Below are 15,612 nucleotides of genomic sequence, written 5' to 3'. Positions count from 1 at the left end.
TGATTCCAGAAGGTAATTGTTGATGAGCAGGATTCTCGGTCGGCAGCTTGCGGCGGTAGCGTCCGGTCAGGGCGCGGCGGAACTCGGCGACCTGCCGGAATGGAATCTCGCCGACCTCTATTCCGGCATGGAAGCGCCCGAACTGAAGCGTGACCTTGCCAAGGCGGCGGCCGACGCCGTCGCCTTCGAGAACCGCTGGAAGGGCACACTGGCTGCGGAGGCCGGGCGCGGAAGCGCCGGCAGGCTTGGCGAGGCGCTGACAGCCTATGAGGCGCTGGAGGAACTGATCGGCCGCATCGTCTCCTATGCCGGCCTGATCTATGCCGGCAACACCGCCGATCCGCAGCGCGCAAAGCTCTATGGCGACATCCAGGAAAAGATGACCGACGCCAGCGCGCATCTTCTGTTCTTCGCGCTGGAACTGAACCTGATCGATGACAAGGCGCTCGAATCCGCCCTCGCCGCCGACGCCGGCTTTGCCCATTACCGGCCCTGGGTGCTCGACCTCAGAATGGACAAGCCCTACCAGCTCGAGGATCGGGTCGAGCAGCTGTTCCATGAGAAGTCGATCACCGGGCGCGGTGCCTGGAACCGGCTGTTCGACGAGACGATGACCGATCTGCGTTTCGACATAGACGGCGAGGAACTGACGCTGGAGCCGGCGCTGAACCGCCTGCAGGACGCCGATGGGGAGGTCCGCCGCCGCGCCTCCGAAGCGCTGGCCACAACCTTCCGCAAGAGCCTGCGCACCTTCACGCTGATCACCAACACGCTGGCCAAGGACAAGGAGATTTCCGACCGCTGGCGCGGCTTCGAGGACATCGCCGACTCACGCCATCTCGCCAACCGTGTCGAGCGCAGCGTGGTCGACGCGCTGGCATCGGCCGTGCGCGAGGCCTATCCGCGCCTGTCTCATCGCTACTACGCGATGAAGGCGCGCTGGCTGGGCATGGAGGTGATGAACCACTGGGACCGCAACGCGCCCTTGCCCGAAACGCCGCAAGCGGTGATTCCTTGGGATGATGCCAGGAACACTGTGCTATCGGCCTATCAGCGCTTTTCCCCCGACATGGCGGAGATCGCCCGCACCTTCTTCGACCGCAACTGGATCGACGCGCCGGTCAGGCCCGGCAAGTCGCCCGGCGCCTTCGCCCATCCGACCGTGCCTTCGGCGCACCCTTACGTGCTGCTCAACTACATGGGCAAGCCGCGCGATGTGATGACGCTGGCGCATGAACTCGGCCACGGCGTGCATCAGGTGCTGGCCGGCGGCCAGGGCGCGCTGATGGCTTCGACGCCGCTGACTTTGGCCGAGACGGCCTCGGTGTTCGGCGAGATGCTGACCTTCCGTTCGCTGCTCGACCAGACCACCGACAAGCGCCAGCGCAAGGCGATGCTCGCCCAGAAGGTCGAGGACATGATCAACACGGTCGTGCGCCAGATCGCCTTCTACGAGTTCGAACGCAAGGTGCATGCAGAGCGCAAGAACGGCGAACTGACCTCCGACAAGCTCGGCCAGTTCTGGCTCGAGGTGCAGGCCGAAAGCCTGGGGCCGGCGATCAAGCTGCGCGAGGGCTATGAGGTCTTCTGGACCTACATCCCGCACTTCGTCCACTCCCCCTTCTACGTCTACGCCTATGCCTTTGGCGACTGCCTGGTGAACTCGCTCTACGCGGTCTACCAGAACGCTGAGCATGGCTTCCAGGATAAGTATTTCGAGATGTTGCGCGCCGGCGGCACCAAGCATCACTCGGAGCTTCTCGCGCCCTTCGGCCTCGACGCCACCGACCCCGCCTTCTGGCAGATCGGGCTTGGCGTGATCGGCGGCCTGATCGACGAGTTGGAAGCGCTCGACAGTTAATGCGCGCACCCATTGGACCGATGGCGCAGAGTGGCAGGTTCAGCAGCGGCCTCGACTTTGCAGAATCGCAGAACAGTTTAGCCGGAATGCATGTGACGGCAGCTCTGTTCTTGTTCTAAATATCTGTTCTTGAATAACTCTCCGGCGAAAATTCCGTTAGCTTTCCCGAAACCGTATGATAGCTTTCCGACTGAAGCTCAGCCGGGCGCGCGGCTTAAGGCCGGACAGTATCCCGGCCCATGGCAGCGGTCTGACGAATGCGACAGCGACGGTTGGCAATGGGCGGAAAGCCGAACGCCGACACTCGACGACAGACCGGCTGTTCCCTGAGCCGCCGAACCACATTGGATGATCCGATCTGCCAAGGTCATGACTTGGGACGGCGGCAGACGGATCCGACTGGAGAGAGACGATGACCTTCTTTTACATTGTCCTGGCGTTCCTTGTAGGTGTGTTGGTTGGCTGGTTTATCTGGGGCCGGCTGCGCGGCGAACTCGACAGCCTGCGCGGCGATCTCGACCGCACCCGCAGCGAGCGTGACAGACTGCGCGCCGACGCCGATCGCCTGACTGGCGAACTCGACGCCTGCGGCAAGACCCGCGCCGATCTCGAACGGCGGCTGCGTGAAACATCAGCTCCATCCGCCAAGCCTTCAAGTTCGGCGCCGGCCGCCCTGGTATCGACAGCGGCAACGGCCAAGTCCGCCCCGGCCGCGAAACCGACCCCCGCCAAACCCGCCGCGGCCAAACCAGCTGCGGCCAAATCCGCGGCCGCAAAACCAGCGGCCAGCAAACCTGCCGCCGCCAAGGCCGCGCCCAAAGCCGCGGCTTCAAAGCCCGCCGCCGTCCCGAAGAAGGCCGCCCCGGCAGCTGGAAAGGCCGACAATCTGCGTCGCCTGATCGGTATCGGCCCGGTCAACGACAAACTGCTCAAGGGCCTTGGCGTCACGACCTACGCGCAGATCGCCGGCTGGACCGCGGCCGACGTCAAGCGCATCGAGGACACGCTGAATTTCGACGGCCGCATCGCTCGCGAAAAGTGGGTCGAGCAGGCCAAGCTGCTTGCCGCCGGCGACGAAAAGGAGTTCGCACGCCAATTCCCGAGCGCCGGGACCGCCAACAACAGCTGATCTGTCATCGGCAACATAAGCAGAAGGCGGCGCTCTCGGGCGCCGTCTTTGTTTTTGCATTCGCCACTGTCTTTGCGCCCTGCGACGCCGCTCCCTCGATTGCACGCCGCCCGGCCCCCATATAGAGCGGTTCTGGCGTCATCGACCGCAGTACCCGAGCCCCATGCCCCTGCCCTCTGCCATTTTCCGCAACGATGAAAGCGGCCGTCAGTTGGTCTTCGACCACCCGGCCGACATCATCATTGCCTATGATGCCAAGGATTTTCTGCCGGCGCTGGCGGCTGCGCAGGCGGCGAGCGATGCCGGCAAATGGCTGGCCGGCTATTTCTCCTACGAAGCGGGCTATCTGCTCGAACCGAAACTCGTGCCGCTGCTGCCTGAAGGCCGGCGCGCGCCATTGGTTTGTCTGGGTGTCTTCAATGCTCCGGCCGAAGAGGCCGTGCCGCGCAACGATGCGCCGGCCACCAATGGCCCCATCTTCGACGCCAGGGCCAGTTGGTCCGCTCAGGACTACGCCAAACGCTTCGCGCGCCTTCACGACCACATCCGCAAGGGCGATTGCTACCAAGGCAACCTGACCTTTCCGGTCCGTGCCCAATGGTCGGGCGATCCGGTTGCTGCCTTCGACGCACTGACAGGACGCCAGCCGGTCAAGTATGGCGCACTGATTTCGCTCGGCGATCCCATCATCTTATCGCGTTCGCCCGAGCTGTTCTTCGAGATCAATGCCTTAGGCATGATCGAAACCCATCCGATGAAGGGCACCGCACCGCGCGGCGCGACCAAGGCCGAGGACGCGCGGTTGAAGTCCTTCTTGCGCAGCGACGAAAAGAACCAGGCCGAGAACCGGATGATCGTCGATCTCCTGCGCAACGACATCTCCCTGATCAGCGAGATCGGCACGCTGGAAGTGCCGGAACTGTTCCGCATCGAGAGCTACCCGACCGTCCATCAGATGGTGAGCCGTGTGCGGGCGAAGCTTCTGCCTGATCTCGGCATCCGCCAAATCTTTGGCGCGCTGTTTCCCTGTGGCTCGATTACCGGCGCACCGAAAATCCGCGCCATGGAAATCCTGCACGAGCTGGAAGAGACACCGCGCGACGTCTATTGCGGCGCCATCGGCTGGATCGCGCCTGGCGGCATGATGCGCTTTTCGGTGGCGATCCGCACCATATCGCTCTTTTCCAGTGGCGAGGCCGTTTACAATGTCGGCGGCGGCGTCGTCTTCGATTCGACGGCGCAAGAGGAGTATCAGGAGTGTCTGCTGAAGGCGCGCTTCGCGACGGGGACACCGCCGATTTCGAGCTGATCGAGACGATGCGCTGGGAGCCCGGCCAGGGCTTTCTGCGCTTCGAACGCCATCTCGCGCGCCTTTACGGCTCGGCGGAAGAACTCGGCTTTGCCTGCGATCCGCAGCCGATCGGCGAGGTGCTGGCGAATACTATCGGGGCGCAGCAGACGGCGCTGCGCACCCGGCTCGCCCTGCAGCGCAATGGCGAAGTGACCGCCTCGGTCCAGCCCTATGAGCCGTTCGCCGCCGACAAGGTCTGGCGGCTGCGACTGGCGCGGGTGCGGCTCTCTTCCTCGGACGCGCTGCTGCGCCACAAGACCAGCCGGCGACAGATCTACACCCACGCCCGCTCCGAATATCTGATCACCCAGGCCGACGAAGTGTTGCTCGCAAATGAGCGCAGCGAAATCTGCGAAGGCACCATCACCAACGTCTTCGCCGATTTCGGTGATGGCATGCTGATGACACCCAGGCTCGACTGCGGCCTGCTGCCTGGCGTATTGCGCGCCGAGCTGCTGGACGAAGGCCGCGCCCAAGAGGCGATCTACAGCTATGACGAGTTGAAATCCGCCAAAACACTGTTCGTCGGCAATTCTCTGCGCGGCTTGATCCCGGCAACATTGGCCTGATACGAAGCGGCTGCGAGAATAACCGCCGGCATTGGACACTTTCTAGCGAAGCATGAATTCTCGTCAGCCCACGCACACGCCCTATGATGGCTCCTCAAAGCTCTTCACCATCGGGCTGAAGCCGCTCGAACTCGACAAGTGGATCGAGGTCGACCGGTATCTCTTCGACCATCTCGCCGAAAAGCGCCGGCTGTATGCCGAAATTCCCGACAAGGTGTTTGTCGAGGAAGACGGCACGCGCGACGCCCAGCGCGAAGTGCGCGGCCTCCTCGAAGCACATCTGCTGTCGAGATTTCCCGGGATGTACCGGCGCACCAATGCCGGGGTTGAGGTCATTGGCGCCAAAGCCGACTCTGACGCCACCTTCCCCGATGCCCCGCTGGTCGCAGCGTCGCTGCTCGTCCAGGAAGACCTGATCCTGATGCGCCGTGACGACACCGGCTGGCGGCTCGCCGCCGGCTCGCTGTGTTTCCCGTCATCCTGGTCGCTGGTCGAGAAATTCGGCCGGCCGCTGCAGCAGATCCACGCACCGGTGCCGGGCTTCGGTCCGGGCACCAGGCCGGCCGAGCTCATCAACCGCATGTTCGACGGCCTGCAGGGTCAGGCTGTCGAACGCTTCAACTGGTCGATCCAGGCCGACGACGCGCTCTATCATCCGCTCTCCAATGTCGAGCGCATCGACCGTGCCACCAGGCGCCCCTCGCGATTTCCCGACGGCGACGTAAACGCCCACGCCTTCATCCGCGTCGAGCGCCAGACGCTGCGCAAACTGTCCGTCTCGCGCGACATCCTGTTCACCATCCGCATCCATCTCGACCCGTTGAAAGTGCTGGCGCGGCATCCCGACCGGGCAACGCTTGCCGCCTCTTTCGCGGCGCAATTGCAGGCGCTGGATGAGGCTCAACTCGACTACAAGGGGATGACATCAGACCGTGACCGGCTGGTGCAACGCCTGCAAACCATGGCTCAGGAGTGACGATGGTCCGACATGTTCTGAAGCTAGCCGTCCTGCTCGGTGCATTCCTGGCGTTGCCGGCAACAGCGCATGCGGAACCGGTGACCTATGCGGGGAAGCTCGGCAACATCGACATCGTCGTCGAGTTTACCGGTGATCCGGCGACGGCTGGAGAGGCACTGGCGGCGCGCTATTTCTACCGTTCCAAGGGCGTCGATATTCCTCTGCAGGCGAAGTCGAGCAAGGGCGCCACCTTTCAATTGGCCGAGGAAGAAGCCTGCGATGCCAAGAAGTGCGGCGACGGCCAGGCTCCACCCATCGGCGCCGTCTGGCGGTTGAGTTCCGCCGACAAGGGCAAGACGCTGGAAGGCACCTGGACGGCCAAAAAGACCCTGCCGCTGAAGCTGACAAGGATCGCCAGCCGTGCCCAGACGGAGACGCCGGCGACGACGCCACGCGATCTCTATGATTTCACCGACATGACATTCTCGGGCGACGATGCGCCGATCACCATGGCGGCATCGCCCTACGACTATCTCAAGCTGGATTTCGCGCCCAAGGCAGACGCCAAGGAAGGTTGGCCGGATGCAGCCTACAACTATGTCACCGATCCGCGCACCAAATTCGCCAGGCCGCGCATCGTCGATCTCGCCGGCAGTGCGCCGATCGAAGCCGCCAATGCCTTGCTGCAGAACCGCCATTGGCATGACAGCCTCAGCGCCTTGACGTGCGCGGCGCTGCAATATGCCGGTTTCCACGACGGGCCGCCGATGGAGGGCATGGACGACGATTCGCTTGGCGGCTATGAAGACACGACGTCCAAAGTTACGTCATTGACGCCGAAGCTGATGAGCTGGTCGGAATCCGGCAGCCTCTATTGCGGCGGTGCGCATCCGAACAACTATTCCGACGCCTATGTCATGGACGTGCGCCGTGGCGCCTTGCTTACCCTTCAGGACATGTTTTCCGATACGGGCGACGGCAAGCCAGGCCCCTCGCTGGCCGCCTTCGTCAGGGAAAACCGCAAGAAGCCAAGCGACCAGACCGAGGTGGATTACGAGGCCGAATGCGGCATCGACGATTTGATCAGCGACTATCTCGGCGCCAGCCTGAAGCGCGATGGCGACAGGCAGGTTCTGGTCTTCGGGCTGCAAGGTTTGCCCAACGTCATCCAGGCTTGCGGCGACGATCTCGTTGAAATGCCGGTCTCCGAAGCACAAGCGCTGTTCACACCGGAATTCGCGAAACTGCTCGAACCGTAGGCGCATCTGCGCCGTCGGGAACTAACCTTATCCCTGCTTTTCGCTTTATTGTGACAATGATCTATGGTTTGTCGCGCGGCGGTCGAACGGCCGTTTTGGCGCGTTGCTTGAAGGAGTGCTCGATAAAATGGCGAATGAAAACTGGCCCGTTTACGGTGAAATCACCGGCCCTGTCGTGATGATCGGCTTTGGTTCGATCGGACGGGGAACGCTGCCTCTGATCGAGCGCCATTTCAAATTCGACAAGTCTCGCATGACGGTCATCGACCCGCTCGACACCGACCGCAAGCTGCTCGACGAGCGCGGCATCGCCTTCGTGCAGGAGCACGTGACCGAGAAGAACTACAAGAAACTGCTGACGCCGCTTTTGACCAATGGTGGCGGCCAGGGCTTTTGCATCAATCTGTCGGTCGATACCGGCTCGGTCGACCTGATGCGGCTCTGCCGCAAGCTCGGCGTGCTCTACATCGACACCGTCGTCGAGCCGTGGCTCGGCTTCTATTTCGACGCCAAGGCCGGCAATGCCAGCCGCACCAACTACGCGCTGCGCGAAGCCTTGATCAAGGAGAAGCACGACAAGCCCGGCGGCGCTACCGCGGTTTCGACCTGTGGCGCTAATCCGGGCATGGTCTCGTGGTTCGTCAAGCAGGCGCTGCTGAACCTTGCCGGCGACCTCGGCCTCGAGTTTTCCGAACCCGCGCAGGACGACCGTGACGGCTGGGCGAAGCTGATGAAGAAGGCCGGCGTCAAGGGCATCCACATCGCCGAGCGCGACACCCAGCGCACCAAGAAGCCGAAGCCGATGAACGTGTTCTGGAACACCTGGTCGGTCGAAGGTTTCATCTCGGAAGGGCTGCAGCCGGCCGAGCTCGGCTGGGGCACGCATGAGAGATGGATGCCGAAGAACGGCAAGGAGCACAAGCATGGCTCCAAGGCTGCGATCTATCTCGAACAGCCCGGCGCCAACACCCGCGTGCGCTCCTGGTGCCCGACGCCGGGCGCGCAATACGGTTTCCTGGTGACGCACAATGAGGCGATCTCGATCGCCGACTTCTTCACCGTGCGCGGTAAGAAGGGCAAGGTCCAATACCGCCCGACCTGCCATTATGCCTATCACCCCTGCAACGACGCCGTGCTGTCGCTGCACGAAATGTTCGGCGCCGCCGGCAAGGCGCAACCCGTGCACCATGTGCTGGACGAAAACGAGCTGGTCGACGGCGTCGACGAGCTTGGCGTGCTGCTCTACGGCCATGCCAAGAACGCCTACTGGTACGGTTCGCAGCTGTCGCTGGCCGAAGCCCGCAAGCTGGCGCCCTACCAGAACGCTACCGGCATGCAGGTCACCTCGGCCGTGCTCGCCGGCATGGTCTGGGCGCTGGAAAACCCGGAAGCCGGCATCGTCGAGGCCGACGAGATGGACTACAAGCGCTGCCTGGAAGTGCAGTCCCAGTATCTCGGACCGGTCAAGGGCTACTACACCGACTGGACGCCGCTCGATAACCGTCCGGGCCTGTTTCCCGAGGACCTCGACAAAAGCGACCCGTGGCAATTCCGCAACATCCTCGTTCGATAGCGGTTCCATACCCCTGCCCCACTGCCTTGCAATCGCCCGGAAATCGGGCGATTGAAGGGATGCGGACGAGAGCAGTGTGCATCCGTTTGGACGCACGAGGGACGGCTCTGGAAACTTGAGGCCACGCACATCGGTTCCCCAAACGTCGTTTGGCGATTGGGCCGATGCGCCAGGAGAGGATTTGATATGACGATTGCGCGCAAAATTCTTTCTGCGGGCGCGGCGGGCGTTCTTGCGACGATGCTTGCCGCCTGCACCACCGGCGGTTCCGACGGGCCACCGATCTCATCGCAGGCGCGAGGCGTCGAAGGCTCCTGGCTGAACGCCGAGGGCAAGGCGGTCTCGACATTGAACGGCGGCGTCTTCACCACCGTTTCGGCGGAGACCGGTGAGAAATTCGCTGACGGCAGCTACACCAAGACCGGCGCCACCTCGGTCGAGATCAACGGAACCTCGCTGATCCGGCAGCAGCCAATCGCTTTCAACTGCCTGCTGGTGTCCATAAACCAGCTGAATTGCACCAGCTCCGCCGGGCAGAACTTCGTGCTGACCAGGCGCGGCTGAACCTTTCCCATGCGGCTTTGCGGATGGCGGCGGCGCGATGCCGCCGCCTTTTTTATGCCGGCAAACCGATGCCGGTTATCCGCCCTGATTCTTCTTGCATCGCCACAACCGCGATGTGAACATACCCGAAATGCTGGCTGTTATCCTGCAGTCGGGCAAGAGCGTTAAACGCCTTTGATCATATCCGGGAGACGAAGATGAAGAAGCTCGCCGCCATTGCCGCCCTCTCTGCCTCGACACTCGGCCTGTCGGCCGCACCATCCTTTGCCGACTACACGTTGAACATCCTGCATTTCAACGATTGGCACAGCCGCATCGAAGGCAACAACAAATACGAGTCAACCTGCTCGGCCGAGGAAGAGACCAAGGGTGAGTGCATCGGCGGCGCCGGCCGGCTGGTCACCGCGATCGCACAGGAGCGCAAGAAGCTCGAAGGCCAGAACGTGCTGCTGCTCAATGCCGGCGACAGCTTTCAGGGATCGCTGTTCTACATCACCTACAAGGGCACGGCGGAGGAGGAATTCCTCAATCAGATCAAGCCCGACGCGGTGACGCTCGGCAACCACGAATTCGACGATGGCGAGAGCGCGCTGGTGCCTTATCTCGACAAGGCGAAGTTCCCGATCGTCAGCGCCAATGTCGTGCCCAACGACAAGTCCGGCGCCGCAGGCAAGATCAAGCCGTCGATTGTGCTTGAGGTCGGCGGCCAGAAGATCGGCATTGTCGGCGCCGTGACCAACGACACGCCGGAACTCGCCTCTCCCGGCCCCAACATCACCATCGCCGACGACGTCAAGTCGATCACCGCCGAGGTCGAGAAGCTGAAGGCGCAAGGCGTCAACAAGATCATTGCCGTCACCCATATCGGCTACAGGCGCGAGCGCGATGTCATCGCCAAGATCCCGGGCATCGATGTGGTGGTCGGCGGCCACAGCCATTCGCTTCTGTCCAACACCGACCCGAAGGCTGAAGGCCCCTACCCGACGATGGTCGACAACCCCGACGGCTCCAAGGTGCCTGTGGTGCAGGCCGCGTCCTATTCGAAATATCTCGGCGAATTCAAGGTCGTGTTCGACGACAATGGCAACGTCAAGGAAGCCAGCGGCGACCCGATCTTCCTCGACAAGTCGATCACTCCCGATCCGGCCGTTCTTGCCCGCATCAAGGAGCTTGGCGCGCCGATCGAGGCGCTGAAGAACAAGGAAGTGGCCGAGACCACCGAGGCCATCGACGGCAGCCGCGAAAGCTGCCGCACCAAGGAATGCGCGATGGGCAACCTCGTCTCCGACGCCATCCTCGACCGCGTCAAGGGACAGGGCGTCGAGATCGTCGTCTCGAATGGCGGCGGCCTGCGTGCTTCGATCGACAAGGGCACCGTCACCATGGGCGAGGTGCTGACCGTGCTGCCGTTCCAGAACACGCTGGCGACCTTCCAGATTTCCGGAAAGGATCTGGTTGCCGGGCTGGAAAACGGCGTCAGCCAGGTCGAGGACGGCGGCGGCCGCTTCCCGCAGGTGGCAGGTCTCAAATACTCCTTCGACAAGTCGGTCGCGCCCAATGCCGGCCGAGTCAAGTCGGTCGAGGTGATGCAGAACGGTGCCTGGGCGCCGATCAATCCGGACAAGGACTATCTGGTCGCCACCAACAATTACGTCCGCCAGGGCGGCGACGGCTACAAGGTCTTCGCCGAGAAGGCCAAGAACGCCTATGATTACGGCCCGGGCCTCGAACAGGTGGTCGCCGACTATCTCGCCGCGCACCGGCCCTATACGCCCAAGCTCGACGGCCGCATCACCGAGGTTACCGCAACCGTAGCGGCTGCCCCGGCCGCCGAGCCGGCAAAACCAGCCGAACCGGCACCTGCTCCAGCGGAACCGGCAAAACCGGCCGAGGCTGCACCGGCGGAGCCGGCGATGCCCGCATTGCCGGCAGGCTCCGGCGACATCACCACCACGCCGCCGACTGTCCCGGCGGAAACCGCCCCGGCAACGCCGGCTCCGGCCGAACCGGCAAAACCGGCCGAAGCCGCACCTGCTCCGGCAAAGCCGGCTGACGCCGCCCCGGCCGAAGCCAGCCATGTCATCGTCGCCGGCGATACCTATTGGGATCTCGCCAAGAAGGCCTACGGCGACGGCGCCAAGTGGAAGGTGATCTCCGAGGCCAACAAAGGCTACGAACCACGCCGGCTTCCTGTCGGCGCGACCTTGACCATTCCGGCGAAGTAACCTCGCTTCGCACTTGCGACCAGCAAAACCCGTCCGGGTAACCGGCGGGGTTTTTGGCTTTCAAGGTAAGGTGCGGCCAGACACAGCATTGAAAACTCGCGCCGCATCGCTAGTTTCGCCCGACATCGTCGGTTTTCGCGGTGTCGGGAGACCTTCATGACGCTTTCCACGCCTGTCGACCCCAAAGCCGCGAAAGCGCTCGACCCGCTACCGGCCGGACATCCGCCGGTAAAGGCAGGCAAGATCGGCGTCATGCTGGTCAATCTCGGCACGCCCGACGGTACCGATTTCAAGCCGATGTGGCGCTATCTCCGCGAATTCCTGTCCGATCCGCGCGTCATCGAACTCAACAAGGCGATCTGGTATCCGATCCTCTACGGCTTGGTACTGACCACCAGACCGAAGAAGTCCGGCGCCAATTACGCCAGGATATGGAACCGCGAGAGGAACGAGTCGCCGCTGCGCACCTACACCCGCGCGCAGGGCGAAAAGCTGGCCGCAGCGCTCATCGACCTACCCGATGTCGTGGTCGACTGGGCGATGCGCTACGGCAACCCCTCGACCGCGAGCGTCGCTCAAAGGCTGGTCGAGCAAGGCTGCGACCGCATCCTGTCGTTCCCACTCTACCCGCAATACTCCGCGACCACCACCGCGACCGCCAACGACCAGCTGTTTCGCGCCTTGATGAAGATGCGCCGCGCGCCTGCCGTGCGCAGTGTTCCGCCCTACTATGACGAGCCGGTCTACATCGAGGCGCTCGCCCATTCGATCGAACGGCATCTGGCAACGCTAGACTTCGAGCCCGAGGTGGTCATCACCTCCTATCACGGCATCCCGAAGCCCTATTTCGAGAAGGGCGATCCCTATCACTGCCACTGCCAGAAGACGACACGGCTGTTGCGTGAACGACTGGGGTGGGATGAAAAGAAGCTGATCATCACCTTCCAGTCGCGCTTCGGCGCCCAGGAATGGCTGCAGCCCTACACCGACAAGACGGTCGAGAAACTGGCGAAGGACGGCGTGAAATCGATCGCCATCGTCAACCCAGGCTTTTCCGTCGACTGCATCGAGACGCTGGACGAAATCGGCCGCGAGGCGGCCGAGACCTTCCATCACGCCGGCGGCGAGAAATTCGCCCACATCCCGTGCCTCAACGACAGTGCAGAAGGCATGGCGGTGATCGAGGCGATGGTGCGGCGCGAGCTGTCGGGCTGGGTCTGAGGCCGCCACGTTGCGGCGATCGATCGCCGCAGTTGCGCTATTCCATGCACCAATAATCAACGATCACCTGATTGTAACATTATTGAAACACACCTAAGTGTTTGGTGAAGTCGGTTGCATGGAATCAACGCCATGGCCGGCATCTGAGGGAGATTCAAATGGACTTCAGTGGTTTCGGTATTGCGATTGGTGCGCTTGCCTTTCTGGTATTGGTGCTTCTTATCAAAGGCATCCGGACAATCCCGCAAGGCTATAATTATACGGTGGAGCGCTTTGGCCGTTACACCAAAACACTAAGCCCCGGCCTCAACCTCATCGTGCCGTTCGTCGACCGCATCGGCGCCAAGATGAACATGATGGAGCAGGTGCTCGACGTTCCGAGCCAGGAAATCATCACGCGCGACAACGCCATTGTCGGCGTCGACGGCATCGCCTTCTACCAGATCCTCAATGCGGCGCAGGCCGCCTACCAAGTCGCCGGCCTGGAGAACGCCATTCTCAATTTGACGATGACCAACATCCGTACCGTCATGGGCTCGATGGACCTCGACGAATTGCTGTCGAACCGCGACGCCATCAACGAGCGCCTGCTGCGCGTCGTCGACGAAGCGGCGCATCCGTGGGGCATCAAGATCACCCGCGTCGAGATCAAGGATATCAATCCGCCGGCCAACCTCATCGAATCGATGGGTCGTCAGATGACGGCCGAACGTAACAAGCGTGCGCAGATCCTCGCCGCCGAAGGCCTCAAGCAGTCGCAGATCCTCGAGGCCGAAGGCCGCAAGGAAGCCGCCTTCCGCGACGCCGAGGCACGCGAACGCTCGGCCGAGGCCGAAGCGCGAGCCACCCAGGTTGTATCGGAAGCCATCTCCAAGGGCGACGTGCAGGCACTCAACTACTTCGTGGCGCTCAAATACACCGAAGCGATGGGCAAGATCGGTACCGCCAACAACAGCAAGGTCGTGCTGATGCCGATGGAAGCCTCGGCGCTGATCGGCACGCTCGGCGGCATAAGCGAGATCGCCAGGGAGGTGTTCCGCAGCGAAGGCACCGCCGGCGCCGCCAGGCAGGCAGGCCGCCCTCCGGTGGTTCGCCCGAATGAGAACTGAGACCTGACGAGAACTGAGGTCGCGAGCATGATCCCGAAAAGTGGGAACCGGTTTTCGGAAAAGATCATGCTCCACAGGAAGTAGGAGCGCACGCCCATGTTTGACCGCATCATTTCCGAACTTGGTCCGTGGAACTGGATGGTTCTGGGCTTCGTCCTCCTGGTGATGGAGGTCATCGCGCCAGGAATATTCATGCTGTGGATCGGCATCGCCGCATTGGTAATCGGTGTGATTTCCCTGCTCATCTGGGACGCAAGCTTCTGGGCCTGGGAAGTCCAGGTCCTCGCCTTCTTGGCGCTGTCGCTGGTCTCGGCCTTCGTCGGCAAGAAACTAGTCGGCGGGCGTAATGTCCCGAGTGATCAGCCGCTGCTCAACCGGCGCGGCGCGCAGTTGGTCGGCAGGATGGCAACGCTGGCCGAGCCGATCAAGGACGGTCGCGGCCGCATCAAGCTCGGCGACACGCTGTGGCGCGTCTCCGGTCCCGACCTGCCGGCCGGCACGCAGGTGCGCGTCGTCAGTTCGGCCGACACCGATCTGGAACTGACCGTCGAGGCCGTCTGACATTTCGAAAGCGCATGGCGCTTTCGATCCGGAAAATCAGGGCGCGTCGCGTAGGGCTTCCCGAACGCGACGCGTCCTTTGATTTTTTCAGGCGGCGCCGATGCGCAGCAGGTCGTGCAGATGAACCAGTCCCACGAGCCGCCTGCCTTCGACCACCATCAGGCTCGTAATGGCCGAATTGTTGATAATCTGCAGCGCCGTCGCCACCAGCGTGTCCGGTGTGGCCGTCTTCGGCTTTTTCGTCATCACCTGATCGACGCTCATTTCCATGAGATTGCTGCCGATGTGACGCCTGATGTCGCCATCGGTGATGATGCCCACCAACGCGCCATCCGCCGTCGCGATCGCCACGCAGCCGAAGCCCTTGTTCGACAATTCGAGGATCGCCTCGCGCATGCCCGTGCCGGAAGCCACCAGCGGCAGCCTTTCGCCGACATGCATGATCTCGTGGATCTGCGTGAGATTGGCGCCGAGCTGGCCGCCGGGGTGGAACGTGCGGAAATGGTCGGGCGTGAAGCCGCGCGCTTCGAGCAGCGCGATAGCCAGCGCATCGCCGACCACCAGTTGCAGCAGGGTCGATGTCGTCGGCGCCAGACCGTGCGGGCAGGCTTCCGGCGCGGACGGCAGGAGCACCACCACGTCGGCCGCGCGCGCCAGCGCCGAGGCCGCGCCCGCGGTAATCGCAATCAGCGGGATCGAGAAGCGCCTGGAATAGGCGACGATGCCCATCAATTCTTTGCTCTCGCCGGACCATGACATGGCGATGATGGCATCGTCTCTGGCGATCATGCCAAGGTCGCCATGATTGGCCTCCGCCGGATGGACGAAGAAGGCAGGCGTGCCGGTCGAAGCCAGACTAGCCGCGATCTTAGTGCCGATATGGCCGCTTTTGCCGACGCCGGTGACTATGACGCGGCCATTGATGCGCGACACCATGTCGACGGCGCGGGCGAAAGGTTCGGCCAGTTCGTTCTCCAGCGCGGCGGCCAATGCCGCCACGCCGGCCTGTTCCGTGGCTACCGTTCTCAGCGCCGAGGCGACCGAAGCCTCCAAAGGCTTCTTTTCTGGGGATCCCGCATGCATGGCTGATGCGATTAGCGCTTTGCCGTTCGCCTGTCCAACAGAATTGCCGTCCAGCCATGTCGTACAGGCACACCTTCAACCCTCCGTTAACCATCCCCGTTTACGGTTCGGTAAGTATGGCGCGCTTGCGCCGCGCAAGCAGTGGTGAC

At 62.7% G+C, this 15,612-nt stretch carries 13 protein-coding genes; 12 read left to right on the top strand and 1 reads right to left on the bottom strand.

All coding sequences use genetic code 11. The features are described 5' to 3' along the window. The first annotated feature begins 22 nt into the window (after positions 1-22). The 12 genes from NKI61_RS09475 (at position 23) to NKI61_RS09420 (ending at position 14,380) form a co-directional block, all read left to right on the top strand. On the top strand, positions 23-1,861 hold the full coding sequence (locus NKI61_RS09475) for a M3 family oligoendopeptidase (RefSeq protein ID WP_023671941.1): 1,839 nt from the start codon (positions 23-25) through the stop codon (positions 1,859-1,861). Between the two features lie 412 nt (positions 1,862-2,273). Continuing rightward, positions 2,274-2,990, top strand: a complete 717-nt coding sequence (locus NKI61_RS09470) for a helix-hairpin-helix domain-containing protein (protein ID WP_023671943.1) — start codon at positions 2,274-2,276, stop codon at positions 2,988-2,990. Positions 2,991-3,153: 163 nt separating this feature from the next. Then, positions 3,154-4,299: an aminodeoxychorismate synthase component I gene (locus NKI61_RS09465; protein ID WP_023671944.1), complete on the top strand. Its 1,146-nt coding sequence runs from the start codon at positions 3,154-3,156 to the stop codon at positions 4,297-4,299. Beyond that, complete coding sequence (locus NKI61_RS09460; RefSeq protein ID WP_031201292.1) at positions 4,248-4,910, top strand: aminotransferase class IV family protein; 663 nt, start codon at positions 4,248-4,250, stop codon at positions 4,908-4,910. The genes NKI61_RS09465 and NKI61_RS09460 overlap by 52 nt, the downstream gene beginning before the upstream one ends. Positions 4,911-4,962: 52 nt before the next feature. Then, the gene (locus NKI61_RS09455; RefSeq protein WP_023671946.1) at positions 4,963-5,886 is read left to right on the top strand and encodes a heme-dependent oxidative N-demethylase family protein; all 924 of its coding nucleotides are present in this window, start codon (positions 4,963-4,965) and stop codon (positions 5,884-5,886) included. Between the two features lie 2 nt (positions 5,887-5,888). Next, positions 5,889-7,127, top strand: a complete 1,239-nt coding sequence (locus NKI61_RS09450; RefSeq protein WP_023671947.1) for a hypothetical protein — start codon at positions 5,889-5,891, stop codon at positions 7,125-7,127. A 127-nt stretch (positions 7,128-7,254) separates the two neighbouring features. Next, positions 7,255-8,700 (top strand): homospermidine synthase, encoded by a 1,446-nt coding sequence (locus NKI61_RS09445; protein ID WP_023710944.1) that lies wholly within the window; start codon positions 7,255-7,257, stop codon positions 8,698-8,700. Between the two features lie 186 nt (positions 8,701-8,886). Continuing rightward, entirely contained in the window at positions 8,887-9,264 is a 378-nt protein-coding gene (locus NKI61_RS09440) for an Omp10 family outer membrane lipoprotein (protein ID WP_023671949.1), read from the top strand. A 197-nt stretch (positions 9,265-9,461) separates the two neighbouring features. After that, positions 9,462-11,489, top strand: coding sequence for a bifunctional metallophosphatase/5'-nucleotidase (locus NKI61_RS09435; RefSeq protein ID WP_023701038.1), 2,028 nt, complete (start codon positions 9,462-9,464; stop codon positions 11,487-11,489). A gap of 156 nt (positions 11,490-11,645) precedes the next feature. Further along, positions 11,646-12,710: a ferrochelatase gene (hemH, locus tag NKI61_RS09430; RefSeq protein WP_023686407.1), complete on the top strand. Its 1,065-nt coding sequence runs from the start codon at positions 11,646-11,648 to the stop codon at positions 12,708-12,710. 158 nt (positions 12,711-12,868) lie between these two features. Continuing rightward, positions 12,869-13,819 carry an SPFH domain-containing protein gene (locus NKI61_RS09425; RefSeq protein ID WP_023701037.1) on the top strand — a complete coding sequence of 317 codons (951 nt, stop codon included), beginning with the start codon at positions 12,869-12,871 and terminating at the stop codon, positions 13,817-13,819. A 96-nt stretch (positions 13,820-13,915) separates the two neighbouring features. After that, positions 13,916-14,380 carry an NfeD family protein gene (locus tag NKI61_RS09420; protein WP_023701036.1) on the top strand — a complete coding sequence of 155 codons (465 nt, stop codon included), beginning with the start codon at positions 13,916-13,918 and terminating at the stop codon, positions 14,378-14,380. A gap of 87 nt (positions 14,381-14,467) precedes the next feature. On the opposite strand, the gene NKI61_RS09415 is transcribed toward NKI61_RS09420, so the two are convergent. Next, complete coding sequence (locus NKI61_RS09415; RefSeq protein ID WP_023704013.1) at positions 14,468-15,463, bottom strand: KpsF/GutQ family sugar-phosphate isomerase; 996 nt, start codon at positions 15,461-15,463, stop codon at positions 14,468-14,470. Between the last annotated feature and the right edge of the window lie 149 nt (positions 15,464-15,612).

The organism is Mesorhizobium sp. M0514 (genome assembly GCF_040321145.1).
Taxonomy (GTDB): Bacteria; Pseudomonadota; Alphaproteobacteria; order Rhizobiales; family Rhizobiaceae; genus Mesorhizobium.
The sequence above is the reverse complement of the archived record's forward strand: the minus strand, read 5'-3'. Positions and strand labels throughout refer to the sequence as shown.